20 protein-coding genes and 1 pseudogene are annotated in these 21,107 nt (G+C 29.5%); 17 read left to right on the top strand and 4 right to left on the bottom strand.

The genetic code is table 11. From position 1 onward, the window contains the following. The first annotated feature begins 9 nt into the window (after positions 1-9). The 16 genes and pseudogenes from CGEO_RS04575 (at position 10) to CGEO_RS04655 (ending at position 16,371) form a co-directional block, all read left to right on the top strand. Entirely contained in the window at positions 10-1,380 is a 1,371-nt protein-coding gene (locus CGEO_RS04575) for a phosphomannomutase/phosphoglucomutase (RefSeq protein ID WP_075540472.1), read from the top strand. Further along, positions 1,377-2,903 (top strand): oligosaccharide flippase family protein, encoded by a 1,527-nt coding sequence (locus CGEO_RS04580; protein WP_075540473.1) that lies wholly within the window; start codon positions 1,377-1,379, stop codon positions 2,901-2,903. Before CGEO_RS04575 ends, CGEO_RS04580 begins: the two co-directional genes overlap by 4 nt. Continuing rightward, positions 2,900-4,177, top strand: coding sequence for a Coenzyme F420 hydrogenase/dehydrogenase, beta subunit C-terminal domain (locus tag CGEO_RS04585; RefSeq protein ID WP_075540474.1), 1,278 nt, complete (start codon positions 2,900-2,902; stop codon positions 4,175-4,177). Before CGEO_RS04580 ends, CGEO_RS04585 begins: the two co-directional genes overlap by 4 nt. After that, entirely contained in the window at positions 4,174-5,241 is a 1,068-nt protein-coding gene (locus tag CGEO_RS04590; RefSeq protein WP_075540475.1) for a polysaccharide pyruvyl transferase family protein, read from the top strand. Before CGEO_RS04585 ends, CGEO_RS04590 begins: the two co-directional genes overlap by 4 nt. A 20-nt stretch (positions 5,242-5,261) precedes the next feature. Next, positions 5,262-6,488, top strand: coding sequence for an O-antigen ligase family protein (locus CGEO_RS04595; protein WP_172658087.1), 1,227 nt, complete (start codon positions 5,262-5,264; stop codon positions 6,486-6,488). Continuing rightward, complete coding sequence (locus CGEO_RS04600; protein WP_075540540.1) at positions 6,485-7,567, top strand: glycosyltransferase family 4 protein; 1,083 nt, start codon at positions 6,485-6,487, stop codon at positions 7,565-7,567. The genes CGEO_RS04595 and CGEO_RS04600 overlap by 4 nt, the downstream gene beginning before the upstream one ends. Next, a complete protein-coding gene (locus tag CGEO_RS04605; RefSeq protein ID WP_075540541.1) occupies positions 7,564-8,637 on the top strand; it encodes a DUF1972 domain-containing protein in 1,074 nt (357 codons plus the stop codon). The genes CGEO_RS04600 and CGEO_RS04605 overlap by 4 nt, the downstream gene beginning before the upstream one ends. A gap of 16 nt (positions 8,638-8,653) precedes the next feature. Continuing rightward, a complete protein-coding gene (gene rfbA / locus CGEO_RS04610) occupies positions 8,654-9,529 on the top strand; it encodes a glucose-1-phosphate thymidylyltransferase RfbA (protein ID WP_075540542.1) in 876 nt (291 codons plus the stop codon). A 7-nt stretch (positions 9,530-9,536) separates the two neighbouring features. After that, entirely contained in the window at positions 9,537-10,112 is a 576-nt protein-coding gene (rfbC, locus tag CGEO_RS04615) for a dTDP-4-dehydrorhamnose 3,5-epimerase (protein WP_075540543.1), read from the top strand. Then, positions 10,105-10,977 carry a dTDP-4-dehydrorhamnose reductase gene (gene rfbD, locus CGEO_RS04620; RefSeq protein ID WP_075540544.1) on the top strand — a complete coding sequence of 291 codons (873 nt, stop codon included), beginning with the start codon at positions 10,105-10,107 and terminating at the stop codon, positions 10,975-10,977. The genes rfbC and rfbD overlap by 8 nt, the downstream gene beginning before the upstream one ends. Further along, positions 10,977-12,017, top strand: a complete 1,041-nt coding sequence (gene rfbB, locus CGEO_RS04625) for a dTDP-glucose 4,6-dehydratase (protein WP_172658088.1) — start codon at positions 10,977-10,979, stop codon at positions 12,015-12,017. The genes rfbD and rfbB overlap by 1 nt, the downstream gene beginning before the upstream one ends. Beyond that, positions 12,007-12,588 (top strand): acyltransferase, encoded by a 582-nt coding sequence (locus CGEO_RS04630; protein WP_075540545.1) that lies wholly within the window; start codon positions 12,007-12,009, stop codon positions 12,586-12,588. Before rfbB ends, CGEO_RS04630 begins: the two co-directional genes overlap by 11 nt. 18 nt (positions 12,589-12,606) lie before the next feature. After that, positions 12,607-13,578 (top strand): annotated as a pseudogene (locus tag CGEO_RS04635) (WaaS/CpsH family glycosyltransferase). Positions 13,579-14,225: 647 nt separating this feature from the next. After that, on the top strand, positions 14,226-15,026 hold the full coding sequence (locus CGEO_RS04645) for a ricin-type beta-trefoil lectin domain protein (RefSeq protein ID WP_075540547.1): 801 nt from the start codon (positions 14,226-14,228) through the stop codon (positions 15,024-15,026). Beyond that, positions 15,027-15,830, top strand: coding sequence for a cytolethal distending toxin subunit B family protein (locus CGEO_RS04650; protein ID WP_075495167.1), 804 nt, complete (start codon positions 15,027-15,029; stop codon positions 15,828-15,830). It begins immediately after the preceding gene. Positions 15,831-15,840: 10 nt separating this feature from the next. Further along, positions 15,841-16,371 carry an RICIN domain-containing protein gene (locus CGEO_RS04655; protein ID WP_075495169.1) on the top strand — a complete coding sequence of 177 codons (531 nt, stop codon included), beginning with the start codon at positions 15,841-15,843 and terminating at the stop codon, positions 16,369-16,371. 91 nt (positions 16,372-16,462) lie between these two features. Here the strand turns inward: CGEO_RS04655 and CGEO_RS04660 are convergent, their stop codons facing one another. Continuing rightward, entirely contained in the window at positions 16,463-17,392 is a 930-nt protein-coding gene (locus CGEO_RS04660; protein ID WP_075540548.1) for a sugar transferase, read from the bottom strand. Positions 17,393-17,523: 131 nt separating this feature from the next. Between CGEO_RS04660 and CGEO_RS04665 the strand changes: the two genes are divergently transcribed. Next, positions 17,524-18,744 carry a Wzz/FepE/Etk N-terminal domain-containing protein gene (locus CGEO_RS04665; RefSeq protein ID WP_075495173.1) on the top strand — a complete coding sequence of 407 codons (1,221 nt, stop codon included), beginning with the start codon at positions 17,524-17,526 and terminating at the stop codon, positions 18,742-18,744. A gap of 929 nt (positions 18,745-19,673) precedes the next feature. On the opposite strand, the gene lptB is transcribed toward CGEO_RS04665, so the two are convergent. Genes lptB through CGEO_RS04680 form a run of 3 tightly spaced genes read right to left on the bottom strand, consistent with a single transcriptional unit; the run spans position 19,674 to position 21,046 of the window. Then, a complete protein-coding gene (gene lptB, locus CGEO_RS04670; RefSeq protein WP_172658090.1) occupies positions 19,674-20,417 on the bottom strand; it encodes an LPS export ABC transporter ATP-binding protein in 744 nt (247 codons plus the stop codon). Beyond that, entirely contained in the window at positions 20,410-20,817 is a 408-nt protein-coding gene (gene tsaE / locus CGEO_RS04675; protein WP_075540549.1) for a tRNA (adenosine(37)-N6)-threonylcarbamoyltransferase complex ATPase subunit type 1 TsaE, read from the bottom strand. The genes lptB and tsaE overlap by 8 nt, the downstream gene beginning before the upstream one ends. Continuing rightward, on the bottom strand, positions 20,801-21,046 hold the full coding sequence (locus CGEO_RS04680) for a S4 domain-containing protein (protein ID WP_075540550.1): 246 nt from the start codon (positions 21,044-21,046) through the stop codon (positions 20,801-20,803). The genes tsaE and CGEO_RS04680 overlap by 17 nt, the downstream gene beginning before the upstream one ends. Between the last annotated feature and the right edge of the window lie 61 nt (positions 21,047-21,107).

Genomic DNA, 21,107 nt, shown 5'->3' on the forward strand with positions numbered 1-21,107 from the left:
GAAAGAGCTATGATAGAACAAATTTTTCGCGAGTATGACATAAGAGGGCTTTTTGGTAAAGAGTTGGATGAAAGAAGTGTTAAAGCTATCGGATTAGCGCTTGGTGAGCATATAGCAAAATTTGGGCTAAAGAGCGTTAGTGTTGGATACGATGCAAGGCTGAGCGCAAATGAGCTTTTTACTTGGCTTAGCAGTGGCTTAAATTTAGCTGGGCTTAATGTATATGATATCGGCATGGCGCCGACTCCAGTTGGCTACTTTAGCGTATTTACTTATAAATTTGATGCAAATATCATGATAACAGGATCGCACAACCCAAAAGAATATAATGGTTTTAAAATCACCATAGGAACTGATAGTTTCTTTGGCGAGGATTTAAAAGCGCTTGGCAAAAAAGTGGCAAATTTGATGGATTGCAACGTAGAAATTCCTACAAATTCAGCTTGTGAAAAATATGATATTTTAAGCAATTATATAGAATTTTTCAAAAAGGAATTTGCTCATTTAAATGGCTATAATCTACCTTTTGTAATCGACTGTGCTAACGGTGCGGCGGGTATCACTGTGAGTAAAATTTGCAAAGAGTTAAATTTAAATGCAAAGATTTTATATCCAAATCCTGATGGAAATTTTCCAAACCACCATCCAGATCCATCTGAAGAGAAAAATTTAGTTGATTTGAAACATCAAATGAGTGAAAACAGGCTAAATTTAGGTTTTGGGTTTGATGGAGATGCAGATAGAATAGCGGTTTTAACTTCAAAAAGAAACATCAAAGGCGATGAGCTTGCCTGCCTTTTAGCGTTAAATATGACAAATCCACGAATTTTAGGCGAGGTAAAATGCTCTCAAGTGATGTACGATGAGATAGATAAAATCGGCAAAAGCTTCATGGGAAAAACTGGACATAGCAACATCAAAAAGGCGATGAAAGAGCTTGATATCGACCTTGCGGCTGAAGTGAGCGGGCATATATTTTTCAAAGAACGCTACTTTGGCTTTGATGATGCGGTTTATGCGATGATGAGAGTGCTTGAGCTTGTAAAACTCGGCTTTGACTTAGATGCTGAACTTGATAAGCTTCCTAAACTTTATAGCACTGATGAGATTAAAATCCACACTAGCGAAGAGATGAAATTTAAGATAATTGCGGCTTTAAAAAGCGAGATTATAAATGGCATAGATGGACTGCCGCCGATTCGAGATATCATCGATATAGACGGACTTAGAGTTAGGTTTGATGATGGTTGGGCGCTTGTTAGAGCGAGTAACACAACACCTGTTTTAGTAACTAGGTTTGAAGCTAGGAGCAATGAGTTTTTAAAGCTTTTACAAGATAGGTTTATGAAATTTGTGGATAATGTGAGAGAAAGAATTTGAAAAACGAACGCAAAAGTGGTGTAATATTATCATATGTTAATATTTTTTTAAATTTAATTGTTACGCTTTTTTACACTCCTTTTGTTTTGAGGATTTTAGGACAGAGTGAATTTGGACTTTTTTCTTTAGCTATGAGTATAATTGGCTATCTTGTTATACTTGATTTTGGTCTTGGAAATGCTATCATAGTTTTTACTTCTAAATACCGTGCTAGAGCGGAGTTTGATACTGAAAAAACACTTCATGGGACTGTTTTTACTATTTATATTATTATGAGTGTTTTTGCTATTTTAGCTGGGGTAACATTTTCGCTAAAAGTGGAGTATTTTTTTGGTAAATCTATGAGTATTGAAGAGCTAAATACAATTCGAATTTTGTTTTTAATACTCACTTTAAATATAGCAATAACTCTACCTATGAATATATACACAGCAATTTTAAATGCCTATGAAAAGTTTACTTTTTTAAAGGTTATTACTATTATACGAACACTTCTTATGCCTATAGTTATTTTGCCGCTACTTTTTTTAGGCTATAAATCTATAGTAATGGTAGCTTCAATAACAATTATTAATTTTATTTGTTTAGGACTAAATTTTTGGTATTATCGCAAAAATATTGGTTCTAAAATCAGTATCTTTAACTTTAAATTTGATATGTTAAAAATCGTTTGTTCATACTCTTTTTTTATATTTTTAACCATGGTTGTTGATCAGATAAATTGGCAAGCTGGAAATTTTATAATAGGTTCTTTTTTGGGCACGAAAGATGTAGCTATTTTTTCTATAGCTGTACTTATCAATACTTCTTTTATGATACTTTCAACCGCAGTTAGTGGAGTTATGCTACCAAAAATCTCAACTATGGTTTCGCAAGGAGTTTCAAATTCTATCCTAACAGATGAGATGATAAAGATAGGTCGATTGCAAAATTATATTATATTTTTTATATTAAGTACTTTTTTTATATTTGGGAGAGAATTTATTATCTTATGGGCTGGTAAAAGCTATGAAATGGCATATTTGACTACTATGATTATGATGATACCGCTTGCTATACCACTTATTCAAAATTTAGGTCTTAGTATACTTCAAGCTAAAAACAGATTTAAATTTAAGGCTATAACTACTTTAGTAGGGGCAATTTTTAATATCATCATAAGTATTATCTTGGTTCCAAAAATAGGAATAATAGGAGCTGCTTTGGGAACATGTTTCAATCTTTTTATTATAAATGGTATTATTATAAATATTTTTTATCATAAAAAAATTGGCTTAGATATGTATAAATTCTGGCTTAGTATTATAAGAATAATACTTCCTTTGGTGGTATTGGCTTTTATAATTTTTTGTTTATATACTAGTTATAAGACTTATAGCATTTTACATTTTATATCATTTACATTGCTATATGGATTATGCTACTTTACAGTTAGCTATAAATTTTGTATGAATGATTATGAAAAAGCTATTTTAAATTCTGCTTTTGTTAAAATAGGTGTTAAATTTAAGGGTGATAAATGAAACCAAATGTTATAGAAGCAGTAGTTAAAAAAGATAGATGTATAGGTTGTGGCGCTTGTGCTGGTCTATGTCCAGCATCTGTCTTGAAGATGAAATTTAACAGTAGTGGTATCTATGAACCTATGGAAATTCCGGGCTGTCTTGAAAAGTGTAAAATTTGTCTTGATGCTTGCCCATTTTTTGATAAAGAACTGGAAGAAAAAAATATATCACAAGAGTTATATGGTGATAATCCAAAAAACTTCAAAGAACTTGGAAATTTTATAAACACATATTCATTTTGCTTAAAAGAAAATAATGAAAGAATAAAAAGCGCAAGCGGTGGGGCGGGGTATTATATATTATCACAACTTTTATCTAAAGACGAAGTTGATAAAATAATAGCGGTTGAGCCGAACGAAGATCCTGAATATCTTTTTAAATTTGCTGTTTTTTCTAACAAAGAAGAGCTTAAAAACTCAAGGAGTTCAGCTTACTATCCTGTAACCATGGAAGAAGTTATAAAGTTTGTATTAAAAAACAATCATAGATATGCCATAGTGACTTTACCTTGTTTTGCTAAGGCATTGAGATTCGCACAAAAAACAAACTATAAATTAAGAAATAGGGTTAAATACATAATCGGCTTAGTATGTGGACAAATCAAAACTAAGCATTTTGCACAGACTCTAGGAAATTTGAGCTTTAAAGATGAAAAGGCTTTAAAAAAGGTAGATTTTCGCTTTAAAGTAGAAAATAGACCAAGCTCAAATTTTGCTTTTAAATTTACGTCTACCGACGACTGGTCGTCTACCGACGACAGAAAAACATCACCAAGTTTATTTTGGGGAAGTAGAGCGTTTACGCCTTTTGCCTGTAATAACTGTAATGATACTTTTGCGCTGTGCTGTGATGCTGTGCTAATGGATGCGTGGTTGCCTGAGTTTACTAAAGACTGGAGAGGGCATTCTTTGGTGATTACACGAGAGAAGACAATAGATGAAATATTTAAAAACAGTAGTGAAATTTGCGAAGTTTATGACTATAAAAGAGTTTATTTATCACAAAAACAAGTAGTAGAAAATAAACAAATGTTTTATTATAAAAAAGCTCATTTTTATGAAAAAAGACTATATGAAGCTAAGTTAAAAGTGCAAGAAAAAAGTAATAAAGATAAAGAAAAAATTCTATACACGATAGAAGAGTATGCAAAAGAGTTAAAAAGATACCAACTTTTTACATTGCCATACCGAGCCACAAGAAAAATATATAGAATAATTAGGAGTAAAATTTGAAGATAGCTGTTTTAACATTTCCTCTTCTTAACAATTATGGTGGAATCTTGCAAGCTTTTGCTATGATGAAAATGCTTAAAAATCTAGGACATGAGCCAATGCTTGTAAATTTAAAATTAAGAATAGATATAAAATTTAAAATAAAATATTTTATAAAAAGATATTTACTATGCTGTTTTAAAAAATATAGAAATCCGGTTGATTTTGCTCAAAATAAAAATATAAAAAAATTTATAAAAAATAATATTAATCCAAAAACAAAAAAAATTTATAATATTGATGAGCTATATGCATTATTCAATGAAAATAATTTTAATGCGTGTATTGTTGGTAGTGATCAAGTGTTTGCATTAATGGGAATTTATAATTTTACGGGTATATATAGCTTGTACTTCTTGCATGATAATATTATTAGAATAGCTTATGCTGCTTCTTTTGGCGGCGATACATATAGAGGAGATAAAACAAAAATTGATTTTTATAGTAAAAATCTAAAAAAATTTGAATTAATCTCTGTAAGAGAAAAAAGTGGAGTTGAAATTTGCAATAAAATTTTTGGTGTTGAGGCAACGCATGTATTAGACCCAACTATGATGATAAATAAAAACAATTATATAAAGCTTTTTAGGTACATTAAAGAAAGTAAAAGTGAGGGTAAAATTTTGGCCTATATATTAGATAAAAATGGTGTAAAAGATAATACTATAAAAAATATATCAAAAAATAAAAATTTATGTATATATGAGATAAATGATGGAAAAAGTACTGATAATACAGTATCTATAGAAGGATGGATTAAAGCTATATATGATGCAGAAATTGTTATAACAGATTCATTTCATGGATGCGTATTTTCGATAATTTTTAATAAACAATTTTATTGCTTTATAAATGAAGAGCGTGGAGCGGATAGATTTTATTCGCTTTTAGATATATTTAACTTAAGAAATAGAATAATTGACAATAGCACGAATTTTAATAATAATATAAATTACAATAATATAAATAAATTACTTCTAGATTTTATTGAAAAATCTAGAAGTATATTGAAGAAAAGTATATAAATTATGAAAATGGATATATCGTGAAAATTAACAAATATAAAAATTATATTTATTTTTTATTTTTATTATCACCTTTTGTAGATTCGTTATCTGGATATTTAATATTGAATAATTATTTGTCTGAAGGTTCTTTAGCTACACCATCTCAGATTTATCGAGCGCTCGTATCAATCTTTTCTTTTTTGATAATATTACATAGTAAAAAATATTTTCTTTATTTATTATTATTTTCTTTATATTTTTTATTATTAGAGACATTTATTTTTTTATTACACGGGTCAATATATACCTATTTGATTGGTTTAATTTATTCTTATAAAATTATTTATCTATTCCTTCTATTTTTTTCAATATATGTTTTATTAATAAAAAAATATATTAATTATAGTTTTTTATTAATAAATATCAATATTTGTATTGCTTTAACTTCTATAATATTAATAACATCTTTTGTTTTCAATATAGGATTTCCCACATATATAGATGGAGCTTTTGGCACAAAAGGATTTTTTGCAGCCGGGAATGGATTAGGGATTTACCTCGGTATAGGACTGCTTATATCGATATTTTATTATTCTAATACTAAAAACAAATATTTATTTTTAGTATGCATTTTAAATATATGTGCTTTATCTTTAATAGGAACGAAAACTACATTTTTATTTTTAACAGCTGGACTTGTATTTTTATGCTTTTATTTTGACAATAAACTTTTATCTGTAATATTATCAATAATTATAATAATTTGTTTATTTGTTTTTAAAGACAGTATCGCGTCGTTATTATCAAAAATGTTTGATGTTGTATTGTTTAGATTCAATAATAGTGGATCTTTTTCCCATTTTCTACTGAGTTCGAGAGATAGTTATCTTATAGAAGCTTTCAAACATGTTAATTATGATGGCATGTATATAATACGTATATTTTTCGGTTTAGGTGCATATTACTCGTTTAGAAATTTCGATGATTATACTATTGGTATTGATATTTTAGAATCTGATGTTTCTGATATATTTTTCATGTACGGCATCAATATATTAGTTATATATTTATTTATAATGTGTTTTATTGTTAAATTTTTTATAATTAAAAAACAGTATTTATTAATGTTTGCATCAATCATGTTATTTGGACACTCTATCTTAGCTGGGCATGTGTTGTTTAATGGTATGTCTGGAATAATGATTCCACTGATTGTGATAATTGGAATATTTAGTAATAATACTAGAAAAAGGCTTAGTTTATGAAAAAAATAGTTTTTATACATATTTTAAATGATAGAAGTGGTAGCCCAAAAATTTTATCTCAGATTATTGATGTTTGCAACAAGAATGGCTATTTAACTGAGCTATTTACAAATACTCAAGAAGGAGGATTTCTAGACAATAAAGCTAAAGTATACAAACATATATTTTATAAAAGAAGTAATTTTAGAATTCTAACATTATTCTATTATATTCTATCTCAAATTATACTTTTTTTCAAATGCTTAAAATATAAAAATCAGGATGTAGTTTTTTATATTAATACAATGCTACCATTTGGTGCTGCTTTATCCGGTAGATTAATCAATAAAGAAATAATATATCATATACATGAAACTAGCCTAAAGCCAAAATTATTAAAATTATTTTTAAGATTTATTATAAAAAAAACAGCAAATAAAATTATTTTTGTGACAGAATATTTGAAGAATATTGAAAATTTTCAAAATAAAAATCAAAAAGTTATATATAACGCTATTCCTAAAATCAAATATACCTTAAACAATAAAATAAAAAAAAATAAATTTATAATATTGCTAATTTGCTCTTTGAAGACTTTTAAAGGAATACATGAATTTATAAAAATATCAGAAAATATGCTTGATGTTAAAGAAATAGAATTCCAACTTATTCTAAATGCCAACGAGAAAGAAATAAATGATTTTTTTTCAAAATGTATACTGCCAAATAATATTACTATTTTCTCTAGGCAAGATGATTTAAAAGAGTTTTATAAAAGCGGAAGTTTATTGTTAAATTTATCTCGTCCAGATGAATGTATAGAAACCTTTGGTCTTACTATTCTAGAGGGCATGTCATACGGACTTCCAGCAATAGTACCAAATATTGGCGGACCGCTTGAAATAATAAAAGACAATGTAAATGGTTATGCTATATCTTGTTATGAAATCGCTAAAATATCAAAGAAGATAAGATATTTATTTGAGAATAAAGAGGAGTATCTAAAAATGTCTTTTAATGCATTGAGTACAGTGAAAGATTTTAGCATAGAGATATTTGATAAGGAAATTTTAAATATTTTAATGGATGGTGAAATATGAAACATATTAGTGTAATAGGAATAGCTGGACTACCGGCTAAATATGGAGGTTTTGAAACTTTGGTTGAAAATTTAACAAAATATTTATCTTATAAACATAATATAACTGTTTTTTGTAGTAGTAAGATATATAGCGAAAAAATTAAAAAATATAATAATGTTAATCTTAAATATATAAGTTTAAAACCAAATGGAGTTCAGAGTATATTTTATGATATAATTTCTATTTTTTATTCATTAAAATTTGCTGACACTCTACTTATTCTTGGAGTATCTGGAGCTGTTATATTGCCTTTTATAAAAATTTTTTCTAGAAAAAAAATTATTGTTAATATCGATGGATTAGAGTGGAAAAGAGACAAATGGGGTGTTTTTTCTAAGTTATTTTTAAAATTTTCAGAAAAAATAGCAGTCAAATATTCGGATGTTGTTATAGCAGATAATAAAAGCATACAAGAATATGTATTTAATGAATATAAAAAAAAATCTACTTTAATAGCTTATGGTGGAGATCATGCAAAAAAAGAAATAGTTACTGATTGCTTAAAGGATAGATATCAGTTTTTAAATAAAAAATATGCTTTTAATGTTTGCAGAATAGAGCCTGAGAATAATATCGATATGATGTTGGAAGCATTTACTGAATATGGAAAAATGAATTTTATAATAATTGGCAATTGGGTAAATAGTGTCTATGGTAATAAGCTTCGAGAAAAATATTCAAATGTAAAAAATATATTTTTATTGGATCCTATATATGATCAAAATGTATTAAATCAAATAAGGTCTAATTGTTATATTTACATTCATGGGCATAGTGCTGGTGGAACAAACCCTTCATTGGTTGAAGCTATGCATTTAGGGTTGCCTATTTTTTCATATTCAGCAGAGTATAATAAAAATACAACTATGAATAAGGCTTTGTATTTTAGCAACAAAGAAGAATTAATAGATTTATTACTTACCGTAAGTGATAAATATATTAAAAGCATTGCTATTAATATGAAGCTAATAGCCAATGATGAATATAATTGGGAACAAATTTCTACTAAATATTCAAATTTATTTTAATTACAAGGATTTTATTATGAAAGGTATAATTTTAGCAGGTGGAAGCGGAACTAGGCTTTATCCTATAACAAAAGGTGTTAGCAAACAACTTATTCCTATATATGATAAGCCGATGATTTATTATCCGCTTTCTGTCTTGATGTTAGCAGGGATTAAAGAAATTTTGATTATATCAACACCGACTGATTTGCCTAGATTTATGGATTTACTGGGTGATGGTAGTGATTTGGGTATAAAATTTGAATATTGTGTTCAACCATCTCCAGATGGGTTAGCGCAAGCTTTTATATTAGGTGAGAAATTTTTAGCTGGTGATGATGCTTGTTTGATTTTGGGTGATAATATATTTTATGGACATGGTCTTACGCAGCTTTTAGCTCAAAGCGTTAAAAATGTACAAAATGAGTCAAAAGCAACAGTTTTTGGATATTATGTTAGAGACCCAGAAAGATATGGAGTAGCAGAATTTAATCAAAATGGCGATGTTGTTAGCATAGAGGAAAAGCCAGCTGATCCAAAAAGTAATTATGCTGTTGTTGGGTTGTATTTTTACCCAAAAGATGTAGTTATAAAAGCAAAAGATGTAAAACCAAGTGCTAGAGGCGAGCTAGAAATCACAACACTTAATGAAATGTATCTTAAAGAACAAAGACTTAAAGTTGAGCTTATGGGTCGTGGATATGCTTGGCTTGACACTGGTACTCATGAAAGTCTTCTTGAAGCAAGTCAGTTTATACAAACTATAGAAAATAGGCAGAGCTTAAAAGTAGCTTGTATTGAAGAGATGGCCTATGAAATGGGTTATATAAGCAAAGAAAAACTTTTTGAACTAGCAGAATCGTTAAAGAAAAATCAATATGGACAATATATTATAAATAGATTAGAGAGATAAAAATAATATGAAATTTACAAGAACAAAAATTTCAGATGTAGTGGTAGTCGAACCAGTTGTTCATGGTGATGAAAGAGGATATTTTGTTGAAACTTTTAGAGAGGATAAACTTTTTAATTTTTTAGGTTACAAAATAAAATTTTGCCAAGACAACGAATCAAAAAGCTCAGTAGGTGTTCTTAGAGGACTTCATTATCAGCTTCATCCAGCTGCGCAAACAAAATTAGTTAGAGTTATCAAAGGCAGAGTGCTTGATGTAGCTGTTGATATAAGAAAAAATTCACCTACTTTTGGGCAGTACATCGCAGTTGAGCTTTCTAGCGAAAATAAAAAGCAGCTTTTAATTCCGCGTGGCTTTGCCCATGGTTTTTTAGTGCTTGAGGATAATACTGTGTTTGCATATAAAGTGGATAACTATTATAGTTTAGAAAATGATAGAGGAATTTCTTTTAGTGACAAAACCATAGGTATTGATTGGGGGATTGATTTTAATAAAATTATTCTTTCAGATAAAGACTTAAAGCAGCCGCTTTTAAAAGATATGCAAGATTTGTTTGAATATGGAGTTGATTATTATGTATAAGTTTAATATCTTAGTAACGGGCGCTAATGGACAAGTAGGAAATGAAATTCAAGAACTTTCTGCTTATTATGTTTATAAATTTTACTTTGCCAGCAAGGATGAATTAGATATCACTAAACTTGATGATATAAAAAATTATATAAGAGATAAAAACATAAATGTTATTATAAATTGTGCTGCCTACACAGCGGTAGATAAAGCCGAAGAGGAAGTTGAGCTTGCTTTTGATATAAATAAAAATGGCGTTAAAAATTTAGCCATAATATCAAAAGAAAAAAATATTAAGCTTGTTCATATATCAACGGATTATGTCTTTGATGGTAAAAATTTTAAGCCGTATTTAGAAGATGACAAAATATCTCCTAGGAATATTTATGGCAAAAGCAAATTAGATGGTGAAAATGAGATATTAGATATAAATCCAAAAAGCTCTATTATTATAAGGACATCTTGGGTCTATGGGTATTACGGCAAAAATTTTATAAAAACAATGCTAAGACTTGGTAAAGAACGAAATAACTTGGCTGTTGTCTTTGATCAAATAGGCACACCAACTTATGCTAAAGACTTGGCTAAGGTTATACTTGATATTATTCCTTTTATAAAAAATGAAAATGTGAATATTTATAATTATTCAAATGAAGGCGTGGTTTCATGGTATGATTTTGCAAAAGAGATTATACATATGACAAAGCTAGTTTGTGACATTTCCCCGGTAGAGACAAAAGAATATTTAACACCTGCTATAAGACCGCATTTCTCGGTATTAAATAAAGCAAAAATAAAAAAAGAGTTTGGGATAAAAATCCCATATTGGAAAGATTCATTGAGAGATTGCTTGGAAAGACTAGGAGAAAAAAGATAATGAAAACCATACTGGTTACAGGTTGTGCTGGGTTTATAGGAAGCAACTTTGTTCCGTATTTTTTAGAAAAATATAAAGATTATAAAATAATAAATTTAGACCTCTTAACTTACGCTGGAAATTTGGATAACTTAAAAGAAGTTAAAAGCGATGAAAGATATAAATTTCTAAAAGGTGATATTTGCAACAGAAGTTTTGTAGAAAGCATCTTTCAAATTTATGACATACAAGGCGTGATACATTTCGCAGCAGAATCTCATGTAGATAATTCTATAAAAAACCCAGATGTATTTGTCAAAACAAATGTCAATGGAACTTTTACGCTTTTGGATGTGGCGTATAAATTTTGGATGCAAAAGCCATTTACTTATAAAGATGAATTTAAAAATGCAAGGTTTCATCATATATCTACAGATGAAGTTTATGGAACTTTGGGTGAGAGTGGGCTTTTTACTGAAACAACACCTTACGCGCCAAATTCGCCATATTCTGCAAGTAAGGCTAGCTCTGATATGATAGTAAGAAGTTACCATCATACTTATGGTTTAAACACTGTGATAACAAATTGTTCTAACAACTACGGACCAAAACAACATGATGAAAAACTCATCCCAACCATCATCAGAAATGCATTGCAAGGTAAGCCCATACCTATATATGGAGATGGTAAAAACATCCGTGATTGGCTTTATGTGCTAGATCACTGTAAGGGCATAGATTTAGTCTACCATAATGGTAAAAATGGTGAAGTTTATAACATAGGTGGCAGAAACGAAAGAACAAATTTACAAATAGTTAATGCAATTTGCCAAATTTTAGATGAGAAATTTCCGACTTCTAAAAATGGCTTAAACATAAAAAGTTATAAAGAGCTTTTAAGCTTTGTTGAAGACAGAGCAGGACATGATAAAAGATATGCTATTGATGCAACAAAAATCGAAAACGAACTTGGCTGGAAAGCTGATGAAAACTTTGATAGCGGGATAATTAAGACAGTTGAATGGTATCTGGAAAAATATGGAGCAAAATATGTTTTTTAAAATATTTTGGATTTTAAGGGGTATTATTTATAGGCCGTTTTTTGGTAAATTTAAACTTCCTTCATATATAGGAAAACCTGTTTTTATAGGAAATTTTAAGAGAATTTTTATAGGAAAAAGAGTTAGAATTTTTCCTGGAGCTAGGATAGAAGTAATCGGCGATAACGCTTCTATAACGTTTGAAGAAAATATCTCGGTTGGTCAAAATTTGCATATTACTTCTGGAGCTAATTTAATAATTGGTAAAAATACAACTATAGCAGAAGGAGTAATGATTACAGATATTGATCATGATTATAAAGATATTAATAGACATATATTGGAGCAAAAATATATTTTAAAAGAGACAAAAATAGGTGAAAATTGTTTCATAGGATATGGCACTGTCATTCAAGCTGGGACAATTTTAGGCAGGCAATGTATAGTAGGAGCAAACGCTGTTGTGAGAGGACATTTTCCAGATTACTCTGTTATAGTTGGAATTCCAGCCAGAATCATAAAAAGATATGATGAAGAAAGTAAAATTTGGAGAAAAACAGATAAAAAAGGGAAATTTATAGATGAAAGATGATGGTAAATTTGCAGATAAATCTATACTTTTTTATCTCCAAAGTTTTTTGGTTATGAAGTTGAGATAAAGAATGAGCTTGAGCAACTTTTTAAAAATGTTTATTTGTATGATGAAAGACCAAAAAATGACTTTTTTACTAAAGTTTTTATACGACTTGGCATCAAAGTTTTTATTAAAAATAAAATTAATATTTATTATAACAATATCCTAGAAAATTCGCTAAAACTAGACTATGTTTTTATTATAAGTCCAGAGTCTATAACGGTTGAAATCATAAATAAATTTAAAGATAAAAATCCAAATTTAAAAATAATTATTTATATGTGGGACTCTATAAAAAATAAAAAAAATGCCTTACCACTTATAAATTTAGCTGATAAATCCTTTACTTTTGATGATGGGGACTTGCTAATTAGAGAAGATATTGAATTTTTACCACTTTTTTATACAAAAAATTATTCTGATATTTTTGAAAATACTAAGTTTAAATATGATATATCTTTTATAGGGACTATTCATAGTGACAGATATGAAATAGCTAAAAAAATAGAAAAAGAAGCTAATAAAGCGGGACTTAAGACGCTGTTTTTCTTTTATTCGCCTAGTAAAATTCTTTTTTTTATACAAAAAATTCTTTATTCTAAATTTAGAAAAATTCCGTATAGAGATGTATCGTTTAAATCTATGTTAAGTTCAGAAATTATAAATATTTTCTATAATTCAAAAGTGATTTTAGATATAAATCATCCAAAGTAAAATGCCTTAACCATGAGAACTTTTGAGGCTTTTGGTGCTAAAAGAAAGCTAATAACAACTAATAAAAATATTATAAAATACGACTTTTATAATAGTAATAATATAAATTTACTAAATCGTATTAATATAGCATTAGATAAGGATTTTATAGATAAAAATTATATAGAGTTAACAAAAGAAATTTATGAAAAATATAGTATAAAGTCATGGATTTATACTATATTTGATTTATAAATGCTTTTATAAACTATGAGTGCATTTTATTAATCCGCAGTGATTTTGCTCAAATATTGTCAAATTATGATTCATACAAATGATAGACGTAGCAAGTATAATATTTGTGCTATCTATACTAAAAGCTTATTAACTTATAAAATAATTTTTTATAATATTAAAGTTGTTAAAATTATTAAATGAAAATAAAAAAGATACTAAATTTACATAATTTGATATAAACAAAGTAAATGGCATTCTAGTTAAGATGGTATTAAATAGTTAGAATATCGTAAAAATTTATTTTAGAGTTGAAATCTTTTTTATTAAATTTCAATGGAATTTGTTTTGCAAAAATTTAGTGTTACACTATGCTAAATTTTGCTATTACACAAGTATTAAATTCAAAAACAACAAAAGCTATAATGATTATAAACAAAACCAATTAATAAAACAACCAATGCATTAAAACAATAATTTTATTTAAATTCAAGCCTAATTTTTGCACATAAATAATTAAGTTTTTGCTATTTTATATAAATAAAATAATAATTTAAAGTTAATTTTATATAAATTTAAATTTTTAAAATAAAAGATTTGTTTAATATTTTTTAAAGAAATTCTTTATTACAATAGTGGTTATCAAAATTCTATACAAAAGGCTGATGATGAAACACACGATATATCTAATCTTCTTTTCGATATGTTTGTTTATTTCTGGTTGTTCTAGTAAGCCCCAGCAGATAAACTATCTTGCAAAATATGGCGGAGATATTAACGATCAAGACCCATTAAAGCTTGGCTCAAACCCAACAGAGCCTACAAAACAAAAAATCCCAGCACTAGTTTTGGGCGAAAGTAAATTTTTTAAAAACAACTTGCCAACTTCTAGTGGAACGTTTCAAAGCGACCCAGTTCACGGACCAAACAAGCGAGATCCTGATAACCCATTCGATGATACAAAGGTTTTTTATAACACACCTCAAATCTCAGAATTTGTCTCCATCGTAGCTCACAACGACGCTCTTATGACTCTTTGGGCTTTGGATTATGGTAATTGGGTTTGGGCGTATCCTGCAATCGACAGCATAAGTTTTGGGGATGCAAGAATTTGGAAAATCATAATATATCCCAAAAATTTCGTTCAAATTCAAAACAAAATGACCGGCACTTGCTTGAGCTCTTATTTAAATGGAGTAGTTCATTATCCGTGCGATAATACAAATCAATCTCAATTTTGGCAGCTAAATCAGTTTGCAAACGGTGCAGTGCAACTTAGAAATTTTGCAACCGATACTTGTTTGGCTAGTGATCCCACAAAAGGACAAAGTTACTATGCTATAAATTCCGTTAGCTGCATAAATGAAGGCGAAAAAGCCCTATCTCAGCAGTGGATTATCTCGCCACCTTTTGTGCAAACTCCACCTATAAATTTAGCGCAACTTAACTCAGGTAAAAAGGAGTTTTAGATGAAAAAAGTTTTGATTATTTTATTTGTTGGCTTTAATCTTTTGTTTGCAAATATCGAGGATTACAGCATTGCTACGTGGAACATGCAAGGCTCATCGGCCTCTACAGAAAGCAAATGGAATGTAAATATCAGGCAGCTAATTTCTGGTAACGGTTCGGCTGATATTTTGCTAGTTCAAGAAGCAGGAAGCTTGCCCATAAGCGCGCAATACACAGGAACTATCGTCCAGCCGGTTGGAGTTGGAATTCCTATAGATGAGTTTGCATGGAATTTAGGCACAGCTTCAAGACCAAATTTAGTATATATTTACTATTCTAGAGTCGATGTGGGCGCAAACAGAGTTAATTTAGCGATAGTTTCAAGAAGAAGAGCTGATGAAGTTATCGTTTTGCCTCCGCCAACTGTTGCTTCAAGACCCATTATAGGAATTCGTTTGGGAAATGACGCCTTTTTTAGCACTCATGCCCTTGCAAATGGCGGCACAGACGCACCTGCAATAGTTGAAAACGTTTATAGGTATTTTACAAATAGATCAAATATCAACTGGTTTATCGGTGGAGACTTTAACAGAAGCCCAGACTCCCTTTCAAGAGCGCTAGAACCTGCTGTAAGGGCTAGAGTTAATGTGATTTTTCCAAGTGGAGCTACGCAAAATAGTGGTGGAACGCTTGATTATGGCGTGGCTGGAAATTCATCTCAAGGTAGTTTTGTAAGTCCTGCGATTGCTGCTATATTAATGCTTGCAAATATGCGCTCACAAATCACATCAGACCACGTGCCTGTAAATTTTAGAAGATTTTAAGGAGTTTGAGATGAAAATTTTTATAAAGTTATTGTTGTTGGTTTTGCTATCTATCCCTAGTTTTTCTGATGAAAATGTCATGCCACTAGTTTCTATAAGAAGCCTTAAATCAGGCATTTTAATAGCATATGAAGATAACGCAAAGAATTTAATCGATAGAAATTGGCGAGTAAAAGATATAGTACTACCTTATGAGATAGGGAAAAATTATCCATTTGGCGCCGTTCAGTTTGTGCATCCAAGTATGAGTAATCTTTGTTTGGCATTAGATGGCGCTAAACTAACTACTATGGAGTGCAGCCTTATAAATGTTGGAGATTTTAGGACTGCTTTTTCGCTCTTGCCAACTGCTACTTCAGCAGTGCAGATTAAAGCGATTAACGACTTGAACGAATGCTTAAGTATGGGGAATTCAAGAACTGGAACGTCGTTTTCAAGGATGGGTTTAAGAAGTTGTGAAACAGATGAAAAATCAGACATTATTTTAGAAAATTTATTTGTTTTATCAGTGCCTATTTTAGACTCAAAACTAGTAAAATAATATTAAGTTATTAAATAAAACTTACTAAATTTATAAAATATATAAATCATAAAAAGTTTAAATTGATACAAAAATGTAGCTAAAATCTTAGCTACATCCCCTTCTTTCCAACTATAACCGCTATGGTTTTGACTATCGTTTTAAACTCAAGCCATAGCGACCAGTGTTTGATGTAGTATAAATCATACATTAGCTTTTGTCTAGCATCTTCGGCATTTTCTCCATATGGGTAGTTTACCTGCGCCCAACCAGTAATGCCTGGTGCTACAAGATGGCGTTCATGATAGTATGGCAGAGCTTTTTCATAATTTCTAACAAGTATATCCCACTCCGCTCTTGGTCCTATTAGGTGCATTTCACCACGAAAGATATTTTTGTATTGTGGGATTTCATCTATTCTAGCTTTGCGCATAAAATTTCCCATAGGAAAAATTCTGCTATCATTTTTTTCAGTATATGGGTTAAAGTGTGAGTCTTCATGCATAGTGCGATATTTATAGCATTTAAATGTTCTTGTATTTTGTCCAACTCTTGGTTGTATAAAGTAAATTTCACCAGGAGACTGCTCGCGAATTTTTTTCCTTACATAGTAGCCGATAGGTAGATTTATTAGCCACAAACAACCAGCACCAACTATATCAACACAACGTTTTAAAATATATTCAAATTTGGTATATGGTTGAATTTCTGCTAAGAAGTTTGCGTTGCTTTCATCTTTTGGTATGAAACACTTTTTTAGCTCTTTTTCCATGAATTGTTCTATGGTTATGATTCTAAGATTGTGTTTTCTAGTTCGAAACTGCAAAAGAGTCAGATACCTTATAATTTTTGGATCAAGCTTTGCTGATGTGTTTAGAATAAGATACTTATATTTATTTTTCTTGATAAAATTTCCTAGCTCTTTTCTTGCTTCGCTAGGTTCTTTGTCTTCATCTAAAAGTATATCAAAATGTTTAAATTTAAGAGCTAATTGTGCTTTTTCTCTATCTGTAAATTCGTGCCTTTTACCAAGAACTAGCAATACTTATCCTTTTACATATTTAAATTTTAGTATTTTACCATATTTATTTTTTTATAACAATAAATCCCAAATAGAGTAATTTTAAGATGAAATTTGCTAAAATGCAAAATTATTTGCCAAAGGAGTAGATTTTGCAAGAAAATATTAATGAATCTTATAAAGATGATGAGATAGATTTGTTTGAATTAATTAAAACGTTATGGTCGTATAGATACAAGATAGTTGTTACGACAGCTTGTTTTTTTATACTTGGATTTATTTATACACTTATTGCAACTCCTTGGTATAAGGCAAATGCGCTTGTTGAAGTTGGTTTTTATAGAGATTCACAAAATAGCGTAAATGAAATAATGCTCGCTAAAACTTCAGAAGTTGTCGAGAAACTAAAAGTAAAATATATCGATCTTTTAAAAGAAACCGAAGATAGAAATGAAAAAGTGCAAAGCATAAGCGCGGTAAAAAACAACCCTAAATTTTTTAACATCACAACTGTAGCTAAGAGTAACGAAGAGGCTATAAATTTGGTTAAAAAGATAGTCGGCGATGTATCGGTAGAGCATAAAAATACGCTTGATGGATACTTAAATTCACAAAAAATAGCCCTTGCAAATATAGACAGGCAGATAGAATTTCTTAAAAACAACCGCATAGTCGAGGTCGAACAGCAGATAAAAAATATCGAAAATAGTATGATTCCTCGTTTGGAGCGTCAACTTGCGTATTTGCAAAATAATACTATTCCTTCGGCTCAATTAGAAGTGGATAATATAAATAAAGTAAGCATCCCCGCTATAGATAAGAGGATAGATACATCGACTCAAGAGTTGGCTAAATATGAAAAAGATTTAGAAAGATTAAAAAATATTATTCCAAAGACAAATGGCGCAAAATTAACACTTTTATATCTGCAAGAACAAAATTTAAACTCAAATATCTCTTCGGTTAATGATAGGTTGATTTATTTAGAACAGCAAAAAGAACAACTCATGACTAAGACATTGCCAGATGCTTATAACAGACTAGATAATCTTAGAAATGTTATGCTTATAAATTCTCAAGCAGATATCGATAATATCAAAAATGACACGTTGCCAACTCTTCAAAGACAGCTTTATACCTTGCAAACTCAAGAACTTAGCGCGCTTTTAGATAAAAGGGCTATCGTCGAACTATCGTTAAAACCGTTTAACTATAAAAATACAAACATAGTTAGTGATATAGTCACTTCAAAAACCCCAGAAAAGCCTAAAAAACCTATTATTTTAGCTATTTCTTTGATGGCTGGTTTTATACTTTCGGTATTTGGAGTTTTGGTTTATGATGCTTTTAAAAAGAGGATAAAAAATAACTAAATTTTGCTACAAAATAGAATAATTTTATAGCAGATACTACTTTGGATTTTTGAGTAGATAGTTGGCAAATTTAGCTTTTAAAATTTGCCAATTTGGCTTTTTCCATGGTTGCTTTGGGCTTGTAAATTAGAGCAATTAGCTTTTATAGATTTTGTGCTGTGATAAAATCAAAATTTTTAGTTATTTTTTTGCTTGTAATTAGAATTTTGATACAGATTTTTTATTGCAAAACGAGTTTCTTAAAGTGAAATTTTTATGCCCGTTTTAATGCTTAAACAAAAATTTTAGAGACTGAAATTTATCTTTATAAATCATCTATTTTGTAAATAAATATACTGGTACTTTTAAAAATAACAGTTAATTGGGCTTAAATTTTAAACTTGTTTTGCTAAATTAATTTTTTGCCACTATTTTATAACTATATAATTTATCTTTATAAAAAGCCTTTGTAAAATAATATATAGTTTATTTTTTAGCTAAATTTATATATTTGGGAGTATTTTTAAATGCTTGACTAAATTTATTTGTTTTATCTGAAATCTGGAAATTTAGAGCTACAATGCAAAATTAAGTAAATGTAATATAAATTTAAATGATAACAATTTTAATATTATGTTAGCTATTTTTATGAATAATTCTCAAATTTTCATTGACAAATGGCGCTAAAGCCTAACTAAAATTGAAGTATTTAGCAAATTTTCATTTTGAGACTCTGGAGTGTTATTATTGTTTTTGTTGTTTAAGTAAATTTTAATAAATAATCATAATGACAATATCGCAAACACGCATGAAAAACTAAAGAAACTTAGCTATAAAATACGCAAAATTAGCCTAGCAATCACGCAAAAGCAAAAAGCATTTTTCGCGAATAAGTAGCTTTTGGCTTATAAATGGTAAATTCTCAAACTAGTTTATATTTAAAATTTATATCAAACACAAATAAATTCACGCAAACAGCCTAAAATCCTCGCCAAATAGTATTTTCTTACATTTTCATCATTTGCTACTTCATCTGCCGTGCCACTAGTTAGTAAGCTTCCATCTTTTATCACATAAGCTCGGTCGCAAATCGCAAGAGTCTCTCTTACGTTATGATCTGTTATCAAAATACCGATATTTAGCCTTTTTAGCTCTTTTATTATATTTTGTATGTCAGCTACTGCGATAGGATCAACTCCAGCAAACGGCTCATCAAGAAGCAAAAATTTTGGCGTTATCACAAGACTTCTAGCTATCTCGCAACGTCTTCTCTCGCCACCACTTAAGCTCACTCCTAAACGGTTTCTGATAGGTTCGATGTTTAAAAGACTTAGCATTTCATCTACTTTAGCTCTTGCTTCATTTTTATCTTTATATACAACTTCAGCAGCTAAAAGTAGGTTTTCTTCCACGCTTAAATCCTTAAAAACGCTACTTTCTTGAGGCAAGTATCCAATACCTAGCTTTGCTCGCTTGTGCAAAGAAACCTTTGTAACAAGCTCATTATCAAGCTTTATATCGCCTTTTGTTGGCGAAATAAGTCCGCATATCATATAAAAAGTTGTCGTTTTGCCAGCCCCATTTGGTCCAAGAAGTCCTACAACCTCGCCACTTTGAACATCAAGTGAAATGCCTTTTATAATATTTGTTTTTTTAATAGTTTTTTCTAAATTTATAACTTCAAGTTTATGCATAACTTACCTTATATTTTCTTTTTTTATCTAAATTTTCTATCTCAACCACGCAGTAATCAAGCCCAAATTTTTCTAGCAGCTTCATTAAATTTTCATCGCCCCACTCAACAAGATGAAGCCCGTCTTCAAAAAAATTCTCATATAAACCGTTTTTTAAAATTCCCTCAAAGCCACTATTATAAATATCATAGTGATAAATTTCGCCATAATTTTGCATTACAGAAAATGTCGGTGAAGTCGCCACTTCGCTAATGCCGTGAAATTTAACTATTTGCTTTACAAGAGTCGTTTTCCCGCTTGCTAAATTGCCTTTAAGCACGATAACTCCATCTTTTGGCAAAATTTTAACTAAATTTAAAAGCTCGTTTTCGCTTAAAATTAACTCAAATTTCTTTGACATACTTTTCTTGTTCGCTTTTTGGTGTGTTTTTGGTAGTTGGAAAGCCTAAAACTTCATAACTAACTTCGCGAGTTAGAAATTTTATAGTGATAACATCGCCTATTTTAAGCACTTTACTTGCTTTTGCAACCACTCCATTTACGCTAACTACGCCGCTTTTACACATATCTTCAGATATTGCTCGTCTTTTTGTGATATTAACCACGTTTAAAAATTTATCTATTCTCATAACCTAGCATTTTAACTAAATTTGGCTTAAAAAGAGCAGTATTTACTCAAATTTAAACAAA

The organism is Campylobacter geochelonis, assembly GCF_013201685.1.
GTDB lineage: Bacteria > Campylobacterota > Campylobacteria > Campylobacterales > Campylobacteraceae > Campylobacter_B > Campylobacter_B geochelonis.